The 19,784-nt window shown below is 62.7% G+C and carries 22 protein-coding genes; 7 read left to right on the forward strand and 15 right to left on the reverse strand.

The window, feature by feature from the left end; all coding sequences use genetic code 11:
- Window positions 1-65: 65 nt before the first annotated feature.
- From ABIE40_RS13790 to ABIE40_RS13805, 4 genes are all read left to right on the forward strand, one after another.
- The gene (locus ABIE40_RS13790; RefSeq protein WP_199627355.1) at window positions 66-1,208 is read left to right on the forward strand and encodes an alpha-hydroxy acid oxidase; all 1,143 of its coding nucleotides are present in this window, start codon (window positions 66-68) and stop codon (window positions 1,206-1,208) included.
- A gap of 133 nt (window positions 1,209-1,341) precedes the next feature.
- A complete protein-coding gene (locus ABIE40_RS13795) occupies window positions 1,342-2,478 on the forward strand; it encodes a PspA/IM30 family protein (protein WP_199627357.1) in 1,137 nt (378 codons plus the stop codon).
- A 4-nt stretch (window positions 2,479-2,482) separates the two neighbouring features.
- Window positions 2,483-3,139, forward strand: coding sequence for an OB-fold-containig protein (locus ABIE40_RS13800; RefSeq protein WP_199627359.1), 657 nt, complete (start codon window positions 2,483-2,485; stop codon window positions 3,137-3,139).
- Window positions 3,136-4,851 (forward strand): flotillin family protein, encoded by a 1,716-nt coding sequence (locus ABIE40_RS13805; RefSeq protein ID WP_130277731.1) that lies wholly within the window; start codon window positions 3,136-3,138, stop codon window positions 4,849-4,851. Before ABIE40_RS13800 ends, ABIE40_RS13805 begins: the two co-directional genes overlap by 4 nt.
- 4 nt (window positions 4,852-4,855) lie before the next feature.
- Here the strand turns inward: ABIE40_RS13805 and ABIE40_RS13810 are convergent, their stop codons facing one another.
- The 12 genes from ABIE40_RS13810 to ABIE40_RS13865 form a co-directional block, all read right to left on the reverse strand.
- Window positions 4,856-5,593 (reverse strand): metallophosphoesterase family protein, encoded by a 738-nt coding sequence (locus tag ABIE40_RS13810; RefSeq protein ID WP_199627780.1) that lies wholly within the window; start codon window positions 5,591-5,593, stop codon window positions 4,856-4,858.
- 1 nt (window position 5,594) lies between these two features.
- Window positions 5,595-5,951, reverse strand: coding sequence for a hydroxyisourate hydrolase (uraH, locus tag ABIE40_RS13815; RefSeq protein WP_199627369.1), 357 nt, complete (start codon window positions 5,949-5,951; stop codon window positions 5,595-5,597).
- Window positions 5,948-6,448 carry an ureidoglycolate lyase gene (locus ABIE40_RS13820; protein ID WP_199627371.1) on the reverse strand — a complete coding sequence of 167 codons (501 nt, stop codon included), beginning with the start codon at window positions 6,446-6,448 and terminating at the stop codon, window positions 5,948-5,950. The genes uraH and ABIE40_RS13820 overlap by 4 nt, the downstream gene beginning before the upstream one ends.
- A gap of 3 nt (window positions 6,449-6,451) precedes the next feature.
- Entirely contained in the window at window positions 6,452-6,814 is a 363-nt protein-coding gene (locus tag ABIE40_RS13825) for a HepT-like ribonuclease domain-containing protein (protein WP_199627373.1), read from the reverse strand.
- Window positions 6,811-7,101, reverse strand: coding sequence for a nucleotidyltransferase family protein (locus tag ABIE40_RS13830; protein WP_112719466.1), 291 nt, complete (start codon window positions 7,099-7,101; stop codon window positions 6,811-6,813). Before ABIE40_RS13830 ends, ABIE40_RS13825 begins: the two co-directional genes overlap by 4 nt.
- Before the next feature lie 65 nt (window positions 7,102-7,166).
- Window positions 7,167-7,664 (reverse strand): 2-oxo-4-hydroxy-4-carboxy-5-ureidoimidazoline decarboxylase, encoded by a 498-nt coding sequence (gene uraD / locus ABIE40_RS13835; RefSeq protein WP_199627375.1) that lies wholly within the window; start codon window positions 7,662-7,664, stop codon window positions 7,167-7,169.
- Window positions 7,664-8,587 (reverse strand): allantoinase PuuE, encoded by a 924-nt coding sequence (gene puuE / locus ABIE40_RS13840; protein ID WP_199627386.1) that lies wholly within the window; start codon window positions 8,585-8,587, stop codon window positions 7,664-7,666. Before puuE ends, uraD begins: the two co-directional genes overlap by 1 nt.
- Window positions 8,588-8,698: 111 nt before the next feature.
- Window positions 8,699-9,004 carry an AzlD family protein gene (locus ABIE40_RS13845; protein WP_199627388.1) on the reverse strand — a complete coding sequence of 102 codons (306 nt, stop codon included), beginning with the start codon at window positions 9,002-9,004 and terminating at the stop codon, window positions 8,699-8,701.
- Entirely contained in the window at window positions 9,001-9,666 is a 666-nt protein-coding gene (locus ABIE40_RS13850; protein WP_199627781.1) for an AzlC family ABC transporter permease, read from the reverse strand. Before ABIE40_RS13850 ends, ABIE40_RS13845 begins: the two co-directional genes overlap by 4 nt.
- A gap of 106 nt (window positions 9,667-9,772) precedes the next feature.
- On the reverse strand, window positions 9,773-10,630 hold the full coding sequence (locus tag ABIE40_RS13855; protein WP_199627390.1) for an AraC family transcriptional regulator: 858 nt from the start codon (window positions 10,628-10,630) through the stop codon (window positions 9,773-9,775).
- A 47-nt stretch (window positions 10,631-10,677) separates the two neighbouring features.
- Window positions 10,678-11,385 carry a DUF1045 domain-containing protein gene (locus ABIE40_RS13860; protein ID WP_199627392.1) on the reverse strand — a complete coding sequence of 236 codons (708 nt, stop codon included), beginning with the start codon at window positions 11,383-11,385 and terminating at the stop codon, window positions 10,678-10,680.
- 115 nt (window positions 11,386-11,500) lie between these two features.
- Window positions 11,501-12,676, reverse strand: coding sequence for an NAD(P)/FAD-dependent oxidoreductase (locus ABIE40_RS13865; RefSeq protein WP_199627394.1), 1,176 nt, complete (start codon window positions 12,674-12,676; stop codon window positions 11,501-11,503).
- On the opposite strand from ABIE40_RS13865, the gene mnmC2 reads away from it, so the two are divergent.
- Complete coding sequence (gene mnmC2 / locus ABIE40_RS13870; RefSeq protein WP_199627396.1) at window positions 12,675-13,397, forward strand: tRNA (5-methylaminomethyl-2-thiouridine)(34)-methyltransferase MnmC2; 723 nt, start codon at window positions 12,675-12,677, stop codon at window positions 13,395-13,397. The genes ABIE40_RS13865 and mnmC2 overlap by 2 nt on opposite strands.
- A 24-nt stretch (window positions 13,398-13,421) precedes the next feature.
- On the opposite strand, the gene ABIE40_RS13875 is transcribed toward mnmC2, so the two are convergent.
- Window positions 13,422-14,249, reverse strand: a complete 828-nt coding sequence (locus tag ABIE40_RS13875) for a hypothetical protein (protein ID WP_199627398.1) — start codon at window positions 14,247-14,249, stop codon at window positions 13,422-13,424.
- A gap of 49 nt (window positions 14,250-14,298) precedes the next feature.
- Window positions 14,299-17,685: a response regulator gene (locus ABIE40_RS13880; RefSeq protein WP_199627400.1), complete on the reverse strand. Its 3,387-nt coding sequence runs from the start codon at window positions 17,683-17,685 to the stop codon at window positions 14,299-14,301.
- A 322-nt stretch (window positions 17,686-18,007) separates the two neighbouring features.
- Here ABIE40_RS13880 and ABIE40_RS13885 point away from each other — a divergent pair, with 322 nt between their 5' ends.
- A complete protein-coding gene (locus tag ABIE40_RS13885; protein ID WP_130277718.1) occupies window positions 18,008-18,319 on the forward strand; it encodes a hypothetical protein in 312 nt (103 codons plus the stop codon).
- A 43-nt stretch (window positions 18,320-18,362) separates the two neighbouring features.
- Here the strand turns inward: ABIE40_RS13885 and ABIE40_RS13890 are convergent, their stop codons facing one another.
- The gene (locus tag ABIE40_RS13890) at window positions 18,363-18,764 is read right to left on the reverse strand and encodes a GFA family protein (RefSeq protein ID WP_199627402.1); all 402 of its coding nucleotides are present in this window, start codon (window positions 18,762-18,764) and stop codon (window positions 18,363-18,365) included.
- Window positions 18,765-18,910: 146 nt separating this feature from the next.
- On the opposite strand from ABIE40_RS13890, the gene ABIE40_RS13895 reads away from it, so the two are divergent.
- Complete coding sequence (locus ABIE40_RS13895; RefSeq protein WP_199627404.1) at window positions 18,911-19,582, forward strand: VIT1/CCC1 transporter family protein; 672 nt, start codon at window positions 18,911-18,913, stop codon at window positions 19,580-19,582.
- Window positions 19,583-19,784: the final 202 nt, after the last annotated feature.

Consider the following 19,784-nt stretch of genomic DNA (forward strand, 5'->3'; position numbering starts at 1 on the left):
ATTCTGCTGGCGATGGGCCGCGAGTGTGATACGTCTTCGATAGCCTTCCGGAGGATGCCGATCTCATGTCCAAGCCGCTCACCATCGCCGACCTGAAGACGCTCGCCCGCCGCCGCGTCCCGAAGATGTTCTTCGATTATGCGGACTCCGGCGCCTGGACGGAAAGCACCTACCGGGCCAACGAAAGCGACTTCGCGAAGATCAAGCTCCGCCAGCGCGTCCTGGTCGACATGACCAACCGCTCGCTAGAAAGCGAGATGATCGGCCAGAAGGTATCGATGCCCGTGGCGCTGGCACCGACAGGCATGACCGGCATGCAGCATGCCGATGGCGAGATGCTGGCAGCGCGCGCGGCGGAAGAATTCGGTGTTCCCTTCACGCTCTCGACCATGAGTATCTGCTCGATCGAGGATGTCGCCTCGGTGACGACCAAGCCCTTCTGGTTCCAGCTCTATGTGATGAAGGACAAGGACTTCGTCCTCGATCTGATCAACCGCGCCAAGGCGGCGAAATGCTCAGCTCTGGTGCTGACCGCCGACCTGCAGATCCTCGGCCAGCGCCACAAGGACCTGCGCAACGGCCTCTCGGCTCCGCCGAAATTCACACCGAAGCATATCTGGCAGATGGCGACGCGGCCGCTCTGGTGCCTGGACATGCTGCAGACCAAGCGCCGCACCTTCGGCAACATCATCGGCCACGCCAAAAACGTCACCGATCTCTCCTCGATCTCCATCTGGACGCACGAACAGTTCGACCCACGGCTTTCCTGGTCCGATGTCGCCTGGATCAAGGAGAAATGGGGCGGCCCGCTGATCATCAAGGGCATCAACGATGTCGAGGATGCGAAGCTCGCCGCCGAGACCGGCGCCGACGCCATCATCGTCTCCAACCACGGCGGCCGCCAACTCGACGGCACCCCCTCTTCGATCAGCATGCTCCCCGCCATCGCCGACGCCGTCGGCCATAAGATCGAAATCCACCTCGACGGCGGCATCCGCTCCGGCCAGAACGTCTTGAAGGCCGTCGCCCTCGGCGCCAAAGGCACCTATATCGGCCGCCCCTTCCTCTACGGCCTCGGCGCCATGGGCAAGGAAGGCGTGACGCTCGCCCTCGAAATCCTCCGCAAGGAGATGGACATGACCATGGCGCTCTGCGGCAAGCGGGATATCCGGGATGTTAATGTGTCGATCATTGCCGGCCGCGAATAGCGCGTCTGCAGTCGCGGCAATCGATGTTCCAATCTGGATCAGAAACGAGCCCGCAACCGTGCATTGTTAATTCTTCAAGATTCTTTTTTAGTCGACCCTTGAAAGCACCAAAGCGGTGCTTTACGTTAGATGCATGGTATCCGCGACGAGAACATCACCGCAATCCATGCTGCGCTACAGGCTGGCGCCGGGACCTGATGCGCGCGCCGCGATCGACGAAACCATCGCAGCCTATGAGCAGATGGCCGGTATCCTCGGCGATCTGCTCGCCGGAAAACCCGGCGCCAATCTCGTCGTGCTGCATGATCTCGCCTACGAAACGGTCCGTGAGCAAACCGGACTGCCTGCACGGCTCGTGACACTGGGCTTGCGCGACTTCGCATCGGGCCACCTTGAGCACGGCGTTTCGCGACTACCTCTGGATGAAAAACTGTTTGCTATCAAAGGCCCTGCCGATCTGACGCTTGCGACGGTCAGGGGCCGGGTTGCCGTGCCCTTCGATGTCGCCGGTTACTCGCCGGGATGGGACAACATCTTTCCAGCCTATCTGGCCGTCACAGGCGACCGGTATGAAATTCACATCGGCGTCACGCCGAATTCCCCACGGATGGAGGAAAACATGAATGAAGGTGTTCTTTCACGTATGGGCCGCCTGATTGCCGGCATCGCCAATGCCGCCATCGACAAGGCCGAAGGTTCCAACAAGCTGGCGATCATCGAGCAGGCGATCCGCGAAATCGACACTGCGGCCGACGAGGCGCGGACCGATCTCGGCAAGGCACGCGCCGAAGAATATCGCATCACCAGCCGCCGCACCGAGATCACCGACGACATGGCCGCACTCGACGGCAAGATCCGCCTCGCCGTCTCGTCGGGACGCGACGATCTCGCCAAGGCCGGCGTATCCCGGCAGATCGATCTCGAAGCCCAGATCGCGGCGCTCGACAAGGCGCTGACGGATGCGAAAGAGCATGTCGACGAAGGCCAGAAGGCGCTGCAGGCCGTTCTCGCCACCCGCCGGGAAGCCGAAGCCCGTCTCTCCGACTACAAGCGCAGCGTGGCGCAGCATGCACCGGCAGAAGCAGCTTCCGGCTCCGCCCGTCCGCAACCCGGCGTCAGCGCCGCGAAGGCGGCCGCGGCTGTGTCCCGGGTAACCGGTGTGCCAGCTGGCGAAGTCGCCAGCAGCGCCGAACTCGACGAACTGGACCGCCTCCATCGCGAACAGGCGATCGAGGCAAGACTGGCGCGTTTCAAGGCAGGCGGCCAATAAGCCCATGAGCTTGCTCTTCGCCCCCGAGTGCACGCCCTTCGCCATCGCCGCCGCCATGCTGGTGGGCCTGACGGCCATCGAAATCCTGGCCATGCTGCTCGGCTTCTCGATCAGCGAGATGATCGGCAAGCCGCATGCGCCGCATGCCGATGGCCATGAGGGCGTTGCGGGTCTCCTCTCGTGGCTCAATGTCGGCGGCGTGCCGATCCTGATCCTGATCCTCATGGTCCTCGGCTTCTTCGCCATGACCGGCTTCGTGATCCAGGCGGTCGCCAACGCCTTCTGGGCACCGCTTCCGGCGCTGGTGGCCTCCATTCCGGCAATCATTCTCGCCGCCCCGATGGTGCGCGCCTCCAGCCGCGCCGTGGCACGCATCGTGCCGCGCGACGAAACCTATGCCGTCGATCTCTCGGAATTCGTCGGCCGCACGGCCGAGGTTGCCATCGGGCCGCTGGACCAGGGCCTGCCGGGCCGTGTCCGGCTGAAGGACGCGCATGGCAACTGGCATTCGCTGCGCGCTCGAGCCGCCAAGGACCAGCCGCCGCTTGCCGTCGGCGCCAGGGTTCTGCTCGTCGATCGCGCCGCCGACATATTCATCGCAGTTTTCGCGCCGGACGAGCTTCTCGATACGGCCAGTTCATCCCTGGGAGAGAATTCATGATCTATGACGTCATACTTCCTGCCGCGATAGGCATTGTGCTTGTTCTCGGCATCGGCTTCGTGCTCGCCTCGCTCTACACCCGCTCCAGCCGCGACGAAGCCTATGTACGAACGGGCCTTGGCGGACAGAAAGTGGTGCTCGATGGCGGCTCGGTCGTCCTGCCGATCTTCCACTCGATCGCCCGCGTCAACCTGAAGACCCTTCGCCTCGAAGTGCGCCGAGGCGAAGGCGATGCACTGATCACCAAGGACCGTATGCGCGTCGATATCGGCGCCGAATTCTACGTCCGCGTCAAACCGGATGGCTCCTCGATCGCGCTCGCCGCTCAGACGCTCGGCAACCGCACCAACGACGCGGAGCAGCTGCGCATCCTCATCGAAGCGAAGTTCGTCGACGGCCTGCGCTCGGTCGCTGCAACCATGAACCTCGATGCGCTGCAGGAGCAGCGCATGGATTTCGTTAAGGCGGTTCAGGAAGCCGTCGGCGCCGACCTGCAGTCGAACGGTCTCGAGCTGGAGTCGGTTTCGCTGACCCGCCTCGACCAGACGGATATCAAGCATTTCAACGCCAACAACTTCTTCGACGCCCAGGGCCTTGCAGCGCTGACGCGTATCACCGAAAGCCGCAAGAAGGAACGCAACGAGATCGTCCGCGACACCGAAGTCGCGATCGCCCAGAAGGACCTCGAGGCGCGCCAGCAGTCGCTCGCCATCGAGCGCACCAAGCGTGAGGCGGAACTCAGCCAGGAACGCGACATCGCCAACAAGTCGGCGGCGACACGCGCCGAAACCGCACAGCAGGAACAGGCCGCCAAGCGCGCCGAGGAAGAGGCGCGCATCGCCTCGCAGCAGGCGATCGCCGAGCGCGAAGCTTCCGCAAAGCAGGCCCGCGAAAGCGCCAATATCGACGCGACGCGCGCCGTCCAGCAGCGCGAGACCGAGGCGAAGCGCGACCTCCAGATCGTCGCCCAGGAGAGCGCCATCGCCGTTGCCAACAAAAGCCGTGAGGAATCCGAAGCCAAGGCAGCCGCAGAAGCGGCCCGCGCGCTGGCGATCGCCGCCGAGGAAAAGGTCGGAACGGCCAAGGCCGTCGAGATCGCCGAACGCGAAAAACAGATCGCCGTCATCGACGCCCGCAAGAAGGCAGAAACGGAAGCGACTGCCGTGACCGTCGGCGCCGAGGCCGAAAAGCAGGCCGCCATCGACCAGGCCGAGGCGATCAAGACGCTCGCCACCGCCGAAGCCGATGCCGCCGTGATCAAGGCAAAGGGCATTCTCGAGACCGGCAAGGCCGAGGCTGAGAGCGAGGCGCTGCTCAACGACGCCCGCAACAAGCTGAGCGCCGCCATTATCGAATTCGAGATCACCCGCGAACGCATCCGCACCATCCCGTCTGCACTCGCCGAAGCCGTCAAGCCGATCGAGAAGATTTCGGATATCCGGATCTTCGACACGGGCGGAATGCTCGGCCGTGGCGGCAATGGAGCAGCGGCCGGTTCCGGCATCGGCATGGGCGAAGGCCTTGCCGGACAGCTCCTGTCCTATCAGGCCAACAAACCGATCCTCGACAGGCTGATGAAGGAAGCGGGCTTCGAAGGCGACAACGCCATTTCCTCGCTGCTCGGCAATCTCGATGGCGCCAAGCCGGATGCCGTGCCAGCAACACCTGCCCCGGCCTCACAGCCGAAGACGACGCCAGATACCGGCGCCTGATCGCCTACAGCCGCCCCTTCGCCAATCCGGCCGCCCATTCCGGGCGGCCATTTGTTTTTGCGAGCTCCGACATCGCCATGTGGTCATACGCCACGGTGCGGAAATGGGCGGTCCAGCGATCAGCGCTCTTTTCGAGGATCGCGTAGCTTGCCATCGGATGGCCGTTCTCGACCTTGTGGAAATAGGGTTGGTCGTCGTCATAGGCCGGGCAGCCGACGCTTCCAGGGTTGACGAGCAGGCGGCCGCTGGAGAGCGCGATGATCCGTGGCAGATGCGTGTGGCCGCAGAGGATCAGCGGCTGCGTGATCCCTTCGGCGAGCGCTTCGATCTCGGCCTGCGCCTTGAGGGAAACGCGGCCATCGGCGGCGACGGTTTCGGTCCAGTAGAGATTGTCGTTTCCCGGCGTCGCGTGGCAGAGATAGGCCTCGCCGCGATAGACGAGCTCGGCGGGCAGAGTGCGCAGCCAGTCGAGATGATGCGGGGCGAGGTCATGGTACGCCGCCTCGTCGGACGTCTGCATATGCTCGGGTGAAAACTCGGTCAGGTAGCGGTCGTGATTGCCGCGCACAGTCGGCAGGTTCAGCGCGAGCAGCCGGTCCGCGGTCTTGCCCGCCTCCAGCGGTCCGCTGAAGCAGTCGCCGAGATTGACGATGTCGGTGATCCCCTGTGCGGCGATATCGGCAAGCACCGCCTCCAGCGCCAGCGCATTGCCGTGAATATCGGCGATCGCAGCAAACCGCATCTCAGCTGCCCAGGTACGTGGAATAGCCATAGGGCGAAATCAGCAGCGGTACATGATAATGCGCCGTCGTATCGGCAATGCCGAAGCGGATCGGCACGAGATCGAGAAAGGCCGGGTGGGGCAGCGCCGTGCCTGCGGCGCGCAGGTAATCCCCGGCATGGAAGAGCAGCTCGTAGGTGCCCACCTTGAAGGCATCGCCGATCAGGATCGGCCCGCCATCGACGCGCCCGTCCGAATTGGTCTCGACGGTCTTCAGATGTTTGCGGATGTCACCCTCGACCGAATAGAGATCGATCCGCAGCCCCTTGGCAGGCGTGCCGAGAGCGGTGTCGAGGACATGGGTGGTCAGTCCGGTCATAGGGCTGGCTCTCTGATGGTGAAGGGTTCGTCGAAGAAGAATTCTTCCAGATTATTTTCGATCCCGTCGCGGTCGACGACGAGGAAGGTGCACGGCTCGCCAAGCGACATCAGCGGATGATGCCAGACATTGCGGCGGTAATTGACGCCCTGGTCGCCCCGCGCCAGGAACACCCGCGGCCGCCCGGGCTTGCCGCCCTCATCCTCGGAAACGACGACGAGAAACGGCCGGCCGGAGACCGGCGAGAAACTCTGGCTGCCGAAAGGATGTCGCTCCATCATCCCGACCTCGTAGGGAAAGGCACGCGGCTGGCCGCGGAAAAGATTGATGATCACCCGCGCACCTTCGCCCGCAGCTTCCGCGGAGGCGAGTGCGTGGAACCGCTCCGTCGTGCCGCCATTGATGTAGCGCATCGTTTCCGGATGGGTTTCGATCACATCGCCGAAGGGCGCGAAGGCGGCTTTGGTGAGGGGGTGGATATCGAGGAATTCAGGCATCTGTCATTCGCCTTGGATCCGCCAGTGGCGGATGTTTTCAAGTTGGGTCACGAGGTCGGGCAAGGCCGTTCTTGCGGTCTGCCAGATCACTGGCAGTTCCGCCTTGTAATAGTCATGGACGATCAGGTTCCGCATGCCCTTGATCCGCGTCCACGGAATTTCGCGATGGCTTTGCGGAAATCCGGGCTCGATCGCCGATATCCGCGCCGCCGCCTCGCCGACAAGCACCAGCGACATCGTCACGGCAAGCTGTGTTCTGATGTCACCGAGGAACTGCGCCTCGCTCATCCCTTCGGTCAGATCGAATGCCGTCTGCGCTGCAGCCTGCATGCGATCGATATGCTCGAGAAGCCGCTCATTGCTCATATGGCGGACGCTTCCGAGAGAACGCGCGCCTTGATCTTGTCGGGCAGCCCGCCGGGGGTCACCAAATCCACCTTGACCCCGAGCATATCCTGCAACTCCTCCAGCAGCCCGCCGAGATCGAACAGCGTCGTTCCCGGCAGCGCATCGACGAGAATGTCGAGGTCACTATCGGCCCGGTCTTCGCCGCGGGCCACCGAGCCGAAGACACGCGGGTTGGCCGCGTTGAAACGCTTCGTCGCGTCGCGGATCGCCTGCCTGTTCTTCTCCAGCACTTCCGATGGCTTCATCCTACCGTCTCCTGCAACTGAGACTATAGGCGATGCGGAATGATGAGGAAAGAATTCCGCATCACTCAGCGCGCCGGAAGCATGGCAGTGAGCCGCAGAAGCGCGATCTTCTCGACCTGACCGGCGGCTGTGGCAAATTCCTCCTCTCGGCTGTTGCCGATCCGCTTCTCGAAGGCTGCGAGGATATCGTCCTTGTTCAAGCCCTTGACCGCGATGATGAAGGGAAAGCCGAATTTTTCGGTGTAGCGGTCGTTGAGCTCAGTGAAGCGCTTGTGCTCTTCGGCGCTCAGCCGGTCGAGCCCGGCCCCCGCCTGCTCCTGCTTGCTGTCTTCGGTGAGTTCGCCTGATATCGCCAGACGTCCCGCCAGATCGGGGTGAGCGCGCAGCACGCCAAGACGCTCCGCCTCGCTCGCGGCACGAAAGACCGCCACCATCGGCGTATGAACGCGATCGGCCGTCAGCTCGCCATGGATGAAGCCGTCGTCATAGGCGCGCTCGGCGATGAACGGCGAATGCTCGAAGACGCCGCCGAAGCGGGTGACAAATTCCTCCCGCCCGCTCATCAGATTGTCTCCGGCTTGCGATGCTCATGCCAGTGCCTGGCGATCTCGATACGCTGCGGCACCCAGACCTTCTCGTGACCCAGCACATATTCCATGAAACGCTTCAGCGCCGCGGCACGGCCGGGACGGCCCACGAGGCGGCAATGAAGGCCGACGGACATCATCTTCGGGCTGCCTTCCTTGCCTTCATCGTAGAGCGTGTCGAAGGCGTCCTTCAGATAGGCGAAGAACTGGTCGCCGGAATTGAAGCCCTGCGGTGTGGCAAAGCGCATGTCGTTGGTTTCGAGCGTATAGGGGATGATCAGGAACGGCTTGCCGTCCGCGCCCTTCACCCAATAGGGCAGATCATCGGCGTAAGAGTCCGACGAATAAAGGAAACCGCCCTCTTCCTGCACCAGCCGCAGCGTGTTGTCGGATGGCTTGCCCTGGTACATGCCATAGGGCCGCTCGCCCGTCAGTTCGGTATGCAGGCGCACGGCTTCGAGAATGTGCTTGCGCTCCAGATCCTCGGGGAAATCCTTGTATTCCAGCCAGCGATAGCCGTGGCTGGCGATTTCCCAGCCGGCCTCCTTCATCGCCGCAACGGCTTCCGGATTGCGGGCCATGGCAAGCGTCACGCCATAGACTGTCGCCTGCATCTTCAGATCGGTGAACAGCCGCCACAACCGCCAGAAGCCGGCGCGCGAGCCATATTCGTAGATCGATTCCATGTTGAGATTGCGCTGGCCGGGCCACGCGGCAGCGCCGACGATCTCCGAAAGCAGGTTCTCCGAGGCCGGGTCGCCATCGAGGATCGAGCTCTCGCCGCCCTCTTCGTAATTGATGACGAATTGCACGGCGACATGGGCGCCGCCGGGCCATTTCGGATCGGGTGTGCTGCGGCCGTAGCCGACGAGATCGCGCGGATATGTATCGAATGCCATCAAATCACCTTCTCGAAGACAGGCGAAACGGTAGCACCCGGAGAGCGAAAGTCGAGCCGGAAATGTGCAAGAGACTTTCATGGAAATCGCGAAAGTCTCTCACGAAATCGCTCAGCTGAGGCCGATCGCCCTGAGGATCGCGACGCTGACGACGCCCGATGCCACCGCCGCCAGCATCGGCAGCCGAAGCGCCGCGAGCGCCGTCACCGCGCAGGCGATGGTCTCGGCAATGCCGGTCGCAAAGGCGGTCGGCGCCACCACCGCCATCAGAACCGCCGGCGGAATGGATTCGATCGCCTTGCGCCTGCTGCCTTCGAGCGAGACATGGCGAATGAGGATGAGACCGCTGACCCGCGTCAGGATGGTCGCCGCCGCCATCGCCAGGATCGCGAGCAGTGTGGAAAGATCGAGCGTCATGGCGTTACCTCGATGCGGCGCTTGCCGCTGAAGAGAGCGGTGACCAAACCGGCGAGAGCACCCGCAGCGATATACCAGACACCGGGAATGAAATGCTGGGTGAGCACGGCGGCCGCGCCGCTGGCGAGCAGCACCGCACCCGTCTCCGGCCCCTTCCAGAAGCCCATGACCAGCACGATGAAGACGGCGGGAAAGGCAAAGTCGAGGCCGAGCGTCACGGGATCGCCAAGGAACGCACCAAGCGTGGCGCCTGCCAGTCCCGAGATCACCCAGGCGAGATAGAACGGCGTCGCGAGCCCGGCAAACCAGGCCGGCGTCAGCCGCGCCACACCGGCCCGGAACTCCGCCATCGCCCAGATCTCGTCGGCAAGGAGCAGCACGGAGAGATAGCGGGCGCGCGGCGGAAAGGCCTGCATCTTGGTGCCGATCGAGGCGCCCATCAGCACATGGCGGATATTAACGAGCAATGCCGCGAAGCCCAGCCCCGCCCAGGAGGCCGGATGCGTCCAGATATCCATCGCCACGAATTGCGATCCGCCGGCAAAGACCAGCGCGCTCATCAGCCCGGTCTCGACGGGCGAAAGCCCCTTGGTGGCGGCAACGGCGCCGAAGACCAGCCCGATCGGGATCACGGCGGCGATCAGCGGCGCGATCGCCCGCATGCCGCCGGAAAATTCCGCCCAGAATTCATTCTTGTTCACGTTCAAAAACTCCGCTTGCTGCGGAGGTCATAGAGCCGCGCCGAAGCGGCGTCTTGAACGAAAGTGATTATCGGGCGCGGTACTGGCCGGGCGTTATCCCGGTGCGCGCCTTGAAATGGCGGGTGAAATGCGCCTGATCGGCAAAGCCGCACTCGAGCGCGATCTCCGCCGGCTGCTCGCCCGCCTGCAGCTTGCGCCGCGCGATCCGCACGCGGATATCGGTCAGGAACGCATGCGGCGTGATGTGAAATTCCTTGCGGAAGGCGCGGATCAGATGCGCGCGGCTGAGCCCGGCAACGCCTGCCAGTTCCTCGAGCCCTATATCGGTCGCGTAGTTCTCCATCAGGTAGTCGCGGGCCTGGCGCACCGCCGACCGCTCCTTGGTATCGACGGGCACGATGATCGAACTGCCATGCTGGCGGAACATCGCGTCGAGCACCTGGAACATCGCCTGGCTGCTCTCCAGCGCCCCGCTGCCGATTTCGAGAATCTCATGCGCCTGCTGAAAGGCGGCGGCGAGCTTCGGGTCGTGCAGGATCTGCTTGCCGAAGGCGGGCGTACCCTGAAAGCTCTTGCCGGTCACATCTTCGAGGACTTCCCGGAACAGCGCCATGTCAGGATAGATCATCCGGTAGCGGTATCCGCCCTCGGTCGGCGCCCCGTCATGCGTCTCGCCGGGATTGATCAGATAGAGGTCGCCGGGGCCGGATGCCTCGCGCGTGCCGCGGATCGTGGCGATCTGGCTGCCGCTCTCGATGGCGCCGATACTGAACGTATCATGCGCATGCGGCGCGAATTCGTGGGTCAGGAAGGTTGCGCTCAGGCATTCCATGCCGCCGAAACGGCGGTCGCGCCAGAAGCGCGTCGTCTCCGCGCCGGCAAGCGGCATGACATCGGTTGCCTGTTCCTGCGAGATATTCTGCATCGCGCGGATATAGCACCAATCCGCGCCGGCTTCTTGAACAAAAGTGATCAAGCGATCTTGCGGGCGCTGACCTTGCCCATCGGGTGCAGCGAGTGCACGCGGAACGGCCCGCCCATCCCCTCTTCCATCATCAGCGCGATGTTGGAAATCTGGATCGGCTCGTTCAGCACAGGCTCGAAGATCGACCGCAGCGCCTGCTCGATGCGGGGCATGTCGACGCAATTGACGGGACCGGTGACCGGCATGTGGAACCGGAATTCGTCCATCACGTAAGGGTTGCCCCAGCGGTGCAGATTGGCGAATTGCGCCGCCGAGAGACCATCGGGATCGCTGCGTTCGATATCGGCTTCCGACAGAGGCGCGCGAAAGCGATCGAAATGCTGGACGATCGACGACGCCAGATAGCGGACGTTCTCGCAGGGCAGCGTCGGCACCAGGCTGTAATAATTGCCGAGCCGGGCCACTTCGATACGCGGCACACTGAAAGGCTGGATCGTGCCGGAGAACCGCATCAGCTCCCGCAAGAGTTGTGCTTCCGAAACATCCGCGGAAAGGTGGAACGGTGCCTTCAGCACGCCATGAAATCCATAGCGGCGCGGCACGGCCGTGTGGAAGGCGATCTCGTGAATGCCAAGCCCGCGAACGGCCGGCGGCTCCAGCATCTCGCCCGAAAAGACGTTACGGCCAAGCCAATTGGCCGCCACATGGCTGAGCGGATCGCTCGGCGAAGGCGTGAAGCAAATGGCATAACGCATGCGATTTCCTCCATCTGAGAGTGCAGTGCACGGCCGAATCCGGCACCGTCGATGCGCTAGCAGATAGGTGATTTGCATGACAGAATAACGAAATAAGCTCTGGACTAATTCACGTTTAGCGTGAAGCGGCCGTGATATGGCTGGAAAGCGCGAAACTATCCGGCAGGTCAAACCCTGCGGGCTGACCGGCGATATCGCGAATGACGGCCTCCGCCAGCCTGTGCGCCAGCCCGAAACTCACCTTGAAACCACCCGTCAGCGCATGGAGCCGGGGATGATCGGGATGGCACCCTACCATCGGATCGCGGTCGATCGCCTTCGGCCGCAACCCTGCCCAGCGTTCGACGACGGGCGCATCGGCCAACGCCGGCGCCATTTCGCGCGCCGCCGCAATCAACGGGTCCAGCTGGTCATCGGTACCATAGGGATCGGCGAAGCTGTTCTCGCTGGTGCTGCCGATCGCGACATGGCCGCCTTCATGCGCCACGATATAGAGACCGTCGCGGAAGATCACTGGAAAGGCCGGATCGATATCGGCTTTCAGCAGCGCCGCCTGCCCCTTCACCGGCTGTCCCAGTGGTTGCGGCAGACTGGGATTGAAGCGCTGCAGGATCGGGAAGGATGCATGCCCGGCCGCGATGATGCAGTGGCCGACGCTCATTCGGGTGCCGTCGATCTCGGCAGTACCTGCCTCCGCGTCCAACGAGCCAAGCGCCGCCATCTCGGCAATCCGCACATGCCGCGCCTGATCGAGAAATGCCTTGAGCGCCGCGACCAGCGCTCGCGGCGCAACACGCGCCGCCAGCGTGTCATGCACGAAGCCGCTGCCGCCTGCAGCCGGATCGATCCAGCCGCTGACGGCGGGCTGATCGGAAACGTGCCAGTGAAACGCGCGGCCCTGCTGGTTCCAGTTGACCTCGGCATCGGCCGAATGCCGGAGCGCGATCGTCTTCAGATGCGGCTTCGGCAGCGGAATGATCCGGCCGGAGCGGCGGTAGCCTGCGGAAAGGCCGGTGGCGGCTTCCAGTGCCGCGATCTCGGTTTCGAGGCTGAGCAGCGCGTCGAACTGGAACTGCTTCTTGGCATTCCACTTGTCCGGCATATGCGGCATCAGCGCGCCCAGCAGGCCGCCGCTGGCGCCCCCGCCGATCCGTCCGGCATCGATCAGCAGCGTATCGATGCCCAGCCGCTCGGCATATACAGCCGCCCACAGGCCCATGATGCCGCCGCCGACGATCAGAAGATCGGCGGATTGACCGGAGAGAAGAGCCGGACTATCGGCTTGTGGCATGACAGATATCGATCCCGATCAGATTGGCAGCAACAGCCAGCCGCTCGAATGGCGAGACGGCGATATGCCCTATTCGCAGGCCTTTGGCGATCATTTTTATTGCCAGACCGACGGCCGCCTCGAATGCGGCCACGTCTTCCTTTCCGGCAACGGCCTACCGGAGCGCTGGGCGGAAAAGCAGAGCTTCCAGATCGGCGAGCTCGGCTTCGGCACCGGCCTGAACTTCGCCGAGACTTGGCGCCAGTGGAAGCTTCACCGCAGGGATGGCCAGCACCTGCACTTCATCTCCTTCGAGCTCTATCCGATGCAGCGCGACGAGATTGCCCGCGCCCTCTCGCACTGGCCGGAGATCGACGCCGAGCGCGACGGCCTGATCGCCGCCTGGCCCGATAGCCCGCAAGGCATCGTCAGTCTCGATCTCGATCCGCAGACCCGCCTCAGCGTCGTCTGTGGTGCGGCGCTCGACGGCGTCAGGGCCGCCGAGCCGCGCTTCGATGCCTGGTATCTCGATGGCTTCGCCCCGTCGCGCAACGGCGACATGTGGTCGGAAGAGCTGATGCGTCTCGTCTGCGACAAGACCGTTCCCGGCGGCAGCTTCGCCACCTATGCGGCCGCCGGCTTCGTCCGGCGCAATCTCGTTGCGGCAGGCTTTGCCGTCGAGCGGCGCAAGGGCTTTGCGGGAAAGCGCGAAATGCTCTGCGGCACCAAGCCTGGCGCTTAAGCAAAGTTTATTTTCAGACCATTGTCATTGGTTGGTATGTATCAAACGCTCATTATCTAGAGCTTTCACGCCCAGCGTCATAGCCATTGTACCAAACTTGAAACCGCGCGGCCTAAAGATCGTGTCCACATCGGCCCCCATAAACTTGACTGCACTCAGCGCGCTATCATCGATACTTTCGATAACTGGAACATGATGGAAACCACTTCTGTCAACTATTGCCATCTGAATGAACCCACCAACTGATCTGTGGACCTTTCGTCGAATCATCTGCTCGATGACTGAACTGCAATCGACATCACCGCCTCCCATCTCGGCGAAGATAGTGTCAAAGTATTCGGATCCTGATCCTATTCGAAAAAACGCCGCATCGAGATCAATCTCAGTTTTCCGAAGCTCGAAACTCGGCTTAGTCGCCGAATTTAACGCATACGCACGAAAAACATTGCTTCCGACGTCGTATCCGTAAATCATAGCCGAGAATGGCGCGCTAAGCTGCTCGATGTGCTTCTTAGCAACATCCAGATATACTGCAGACACATCCTCAACAGAAGGCGGAAGGTAATTTTCATTACTGAACAAGCTGTTAAGCAAAAACTGTGCGGTTGAGTGAGTGAGAGCAGCCGCCAACGTTGAGCCCGCAAAAGCAAACCCATAGGGTGCAAAATGGGTGATATGTCCCGCCGCATTTACACTGCGCATCTCGATCGAGAAAATCTTGGGTGCAATATCCGTAAGGAACCCCTCACCTTTACCGTTCGAAAGTCGGGAATCGGCTACGATTTTCAGGACCGGGAAGTCGTCCTCGCTTAACCCACTAAAGATCTGCTTCTGAATTGCAACAATCGTCATTGAAACTCCAGCGGGACTGCAAAACTGCACCCTTCTGAACGACCTTTCATTATAGGCCGGAGCGGCCCGGCAGCGGCTCGCTCTTGCCGAGCCACAGCTGGATCTTCTCTTCCAGCAGCTCGGGGCTGATCGGCTTCGACATATAGTCGTCCATGCCTGCATCGAGGCAGAGCTCTCGGTCGCTTTCCAGCGCATGCGCGGTGACGCCGATGATCGGCACGCGATGCCCCTGCCCGCGTTCGCGCGAGCGGATCGCCCGTGTCGCATCGTGACCGTTCATCACGGGCATCGACACATCCATCATGATGATCCGCGGCGAATGCGCTTCCCAGGCATTGACCGCTTCCTGACCGTTGTTGACGACGAGGAAGCTCAGGCCCGTGCCCTGCAGGATCTGCGTGAAGACGATCTGGTTGACCTCGTTATCCTCGGCCACCAGCACGTCGATGAAATCGGCCTTGCGGCGCGGCGTCTCGATTTCGGGCTCGGGCTCTTCCGGCTCCGGCGCCTTGGCGGCGAGTTCGGCCTGCAGCCGCGCAAGCTCGGCTTCGGACGCCTGCTTGACGCGCTTGGCCCTGACGACCTCGACGATCGTGCCGCGCAGCAGGTTGGCGCGCGCCGGCTTCATCAGATGCGCCTGGCCGTTCAGCGCCGCAAATTCCTTCTCCGAGCCAGATATGTCCATTGAGGTCAGGAAGATGATCGGCAGGTTTTCGAAACGCCGGTCGGCGCGCAGCTTGCGCGCCACTTCGGCGCCGTTCATCTGCGGCATGTGATAGTCGAGCACCAGCGCATCGACCTCGACGCCCACCTGATGCGCCGCTTCGAGAATGGCGATCCCGGTCGCACCGCTTTCGGCCGCCACGCCGTCGAAGCCCCAGAGCGTCAGCTGTTCGCTGAGAATGCTGCGGTTCACCTCGTTATCGTCGATGACGAGGATGCGCGCGCCGCGCACATTGACCGGCAGCGGCTTCGGATCGAGCTTGGCCGCCGCCACCGCGAACGGCAGGTTGACGGTGAAGACGGTTCCGCGCCCCGGTTCACTCTCCGCATGGATATAGCCGCCGAAGAGATCGACGAGACCGGCGGTGATCGCCAGTCCAAGGCCCGTTCCCTCGTGACGCCGCGTCGAGGAGGAATCGACCTGCGAGAACTTGTCGAACACCGATTGCAGCTTGTCGGTCGGGATGCCGATGCCGGTATCCTCGATCCGAAGCTCGACCATGATCTCGCCATCCGATCCCTGGCGGAACCCGATATCGACGAAGACATGGCCCTTCTCGGTGAACTTGACGGCATTGCCGACGAGATTGGTGACGATCTGCCGGAAACGCCCCGCATCGCCGATCACGGCCGCAGGCAGGTTCGGATCGGCGCGCACCAGCAGCTCCAGGTCCTTCTCGGCTGCCGGCGACGACAAGAGCGTCGCGACGTCCTCGACCGCCTCGACCATGTCGAAGGCCGCCTTGCGCAGCTTCATCTGCCCGGCATCGATCTTCGAGAAATCAAGGATGTCGTTGATGATCGTCAGCAGCGCATTGCCGGATTTGACGATGATGTCGATGAAGGTCTTCTGGCGCGCATCGAGATCGGTCTTCGCCATCAGTTCGGCCATGCCGAGAACGCCGTTCATCGGCGTGCGGATCTCGTGGCTCATATTGGCGAGGAATTCGGACTTAGCGCGGTCGGCAGCCTCGGCGCGCGACAGCAGCCGTTCCAGCTCGCCCTCGCGTTGCTTCATTTCGGTGACATCGGTGAAGAGAGCGATCCAGTGGCCGCGCTCGCTGATCGTCGCGTCCATATTGACCCAGCGCTCGCCGGAAATATGAAAGACGGTGGTGATCGGCTGGCGCGTGGCGATGCTGCTGCGCCAGTAATGCAGCGTATCGGCCGCGGCACCGTTGAAGTCGCCGCGCTCGGCGCAGAAATTGAAGAGATCGATCCAGCCGCGCCCGGCGGCCAGATATTCCGGCGGGATCTGCAAGACGCCGGAGAGCGCATCGTTGGAAAGCTGGATGATGCCGTCCTGAACGATCGCCAGCCCCTGCGGCATCGCCCGCGTCGCATCGCGCATCAGTTCGCCGAGCGTCTCGATCGCCGCTTTGGCGTCATGGACTTCCTGCTCGCGCTGGCGGATGGCGCTGATATCGGAATAGGTCAGCAGGATGCGGTCGTCGGAAATGCGGCGGCTGTCGAAAATGATCGACTTGCCGCCCGACCAGTTGAGTTCCACCGGCTCCGGATCGTCGGCGGTCGAGAAGTGATGACGCCGCGATTCCAGGATTTCTTCCGGCGTCTGAGTGTAGCCGTAGCGCCCGAGCGCGTGATTGCGGCGGATCACGTCCATGAACGGCCGCCCGTCGAAACGGTCCTCGATCGGCAGATCGCTGATCAGGTAGAACTCGTCGTTGACGTAGAGAATATCGAGCTTGTTATCGAGGATCAGCACGCCGACCGGCAGCGAGCGCAGAATGCTCTCGATATCCCGGTGCAGCACTTCGGCATGCTGCTGCGATTGGATGAGCTCCGCCTCGCGCTCTTTCAGCGGCGAAATATCGGAGAAGGACCCGACGACATAGAGCTTGCCGTCGGGCGTCTGCACGCGGTTGACGCGCGACAGGATCGGATAGGACTTGCCGTCGGTGCTCGGCAGCTTGCCCTCGACCTCAGTCAGCGAGCCGTTCTTCAGCGCCAGGCAGTTTTCTTCGTAGATGGCGCCGCCGCCGTCTTCGCCGAACATTTCGTGCTCGGTCAGCCCCAGCACCTTGGCGCGGTCGTGACCGGTGAAGGTCTCGTAATATTGGTTGGCATAGACGAGGCGGTGCTGCTCGTCGCGGGCGAAGGCAGCAACCGGCAGATCTTCCATGATCGTGCGCAGCAGATCGAGCTCGGCAACGCTCTTGTGCCAGCCGGTCTCAGCGACATGCCTGGAGCCGCCGCGGTAGGCCGCATTGACGGCGAGCGGCCGCCCGTCATCGGCGAAGATGCCCACGGGATGGTCGAGCTTTTCGATCGCCGAACGCACCCGCTCGAAATCGGCTAGCAGCGCCTGATCGGGACCGGAGGCGACAGGACGGCGCGGCTGCGCCCGCTTCTCGAAAACGCCGAGCACATAGGCCCGCTCTTCCGATGGCATGAAGCTTTCGATCTGCACCCGCTCGTGACATGTGGCCGCCCGGTCGAAGCAGATTGCGCTTTCCTCGGTGCCGAAGACCAGCGCCCGGCGCTCCTTGTCCTCGCGTTCGTCCTCTTCCGGCCGGTCGAGAACCTCGCGGCTGCGGCGGCCGATGAAATCGGAAATATCGAGACCGAAAAAATGCGCATAGGCGGCGTTCACAGCGACATAGCGAAGCTCGCTGTTCTTCACATAGGCTGGCGTATCCAGATCCGCGATCCGGCTGCATGCCAGTTCCAGAAGGTTGCCTGCCGATGTCAAAAAGCGTCCACTCCCGCTGTGAATGAAATATTCACGTCTGCAACCATAATGCCAAGTCGCTTAACAAGCTTTTAACCATAAAATCTTAGAGCGCGAGCGGCAGGCGCCAAAAGCGGCGTTAAAGTTGAATCAGAACGGCAGCGGCGGGTCTCATCCCCTTGCGTTCATTTGCCCTTTCGCCCTTGCAAGAATGCGGCGAAACCCCGGCAATCATGACGAAAATTTAATTCCGCAAGCGCTTGTGCGACCATCAACGCGCCGCGATCGGGGCGGATTCTGGCCATGGCTTCAAGACAAGCCTTGTCCATGAAAGGAATTCGACATGTCCGTTCTTCATAAGACCATGGCGGCGGGCCTGATTGCGCTGACCTTTGCCGGCGCCACCTTCGCCACCACCGGAACAGCCAATGCCCGCGGCGGCGACGCCTTCTGGGGCGGTGTTGCCGGAGGCGTCGTTGGCGGCGTGGTCGGCGGCGCAATTGCCTCGCGCCCCTATTATCCCGGCCCCTATGCCTACTACCCGCCGCGGGCCTACCCGGCCTATCCGGCCTACTACGCGCCCCGCTATTGCCACACGGAATGGCGCTATGACCGCTGGGGCCAGCCCTTCCGCGCCGAAGTCTGCAGACGCTGAGTGACTTGCGGCGCCGCTTCCTCCCGGCGGCGCCGTCTTTTCCCTAGAACCAGAGATCGCGCACGCAGCGCCCCGTCGACGGCAGATCGGTGAAGGTCACCAGCCCGTCGAAATGATCGATCGCCAGATCTTCCACGGCCTCCGGCGGCGCAAGCCTGACATTGACGGCCATCCGCCGCCGCCCATCCGGTTCCAGCACCAGACCGCGCCAGGCGAGAACGCAGGCGCAGGCAGGGCAGAACAGGATTTCCAGCGGCGACTTGTCCCTTCCCGAGCGCGTATAGGACGCCGTCGGCCCGCTGACCGCCACCCGCTCGCCTTCATAATCATAGGCCCAAAGCGTGCCGTACCGGCGGCAGAGCGTGCAGTTGCAGGCCGTGATCGATCCCGGATCGCCTTCCAGCGTCCAGTGCGCCTTGCCGCAATGACATGAGCCGATCATCATCACGTGATCTCCTCCTTCGCAGTCGATGCTCCATCCTGCCGGAATGGACCGGCAACCGCAATCAGCCTTGATCCGGCTCAATGAGCCCGCGGCCCGCCTCGATCATAGTCGTCTCTTGCGGCCTTGCCGCATGGGAGGGCCATTCGATGACGTCGCCGATCCGCTCCATATTCGACGCGCTCGATTCCGGCGACGCGCTCGGCGAGGTGCTCTTCGGACTGATCATGGCACTGACCTGGACCGTCGGCTCCCGGCTCGTCATGCATGAGGAAGGCATCGAGGTGCGCGATCTCGTCGTCGCGACGCTCGGCTGCAACGCCGCCTGGGCGATCATCGATGCCGTCCTGTTCGTGCTCGGCACCAGTTTCTACAAGAGCCGTCGCCTGCGTCTCTTCCGGCATATCAAGGCCGCCCGCAGCGAGGCGACGGCGCTTGCCGTGCTTGCCGAGGAATTTCCGATCGAGGACACCCCGTTCTCGGGAAAGACCGCCGATGCCGAAGCCCTCTACCGCTCGCTCCTGGCGCTGACTGCCCGCGCCGAGCCGCGAAAGGCATTGCTGACGAGAAACGATATCCTCGCCGCCACCGGGATCGGCATCCTGGTTTTCGCAACCGCCATCCCCGCCGTGGTCCCCTTCTTCCTGATCGCCGACGCCGAACTGGCGCTGCGCGTCAGCAACCTCGTGCTGATCGCCCTGCTCTTCATCACCGGCTATGCATGGGCAAGTTTTTCCGGCGGCAGACCGCTCTATGCCGGGCTGACGATGACCGGTCTAGGCCTCGTGCTCGTGCTGATCGCAGTCGCGCTCGGCGGCTGACGCATACAGCAAAAGCACGGCACTCGCGCATCGATGGTGTGTCGTCCCTGCATCATTCTCTGCAAAGTAGAAAAGATCCGGTTGGCAAGACCGGATTTGTCCGGTACAAAATCTCCATCGCTGCAGATCAAACAGAGGAGGCGTTGCATGACATCAGTATTCATCGAAACCCTCCCGTCCGGAATGATCCGACACTAGGTCA

It is taken from the genome of Rhizobium sp. OAE497, from assembly GCF_040546565.1.
Lineage (GTDB): Bacteria > Pseudomonadota > Alphaproteobacteria > Rhizobiales > Rhizobiaceae > Rhizobium.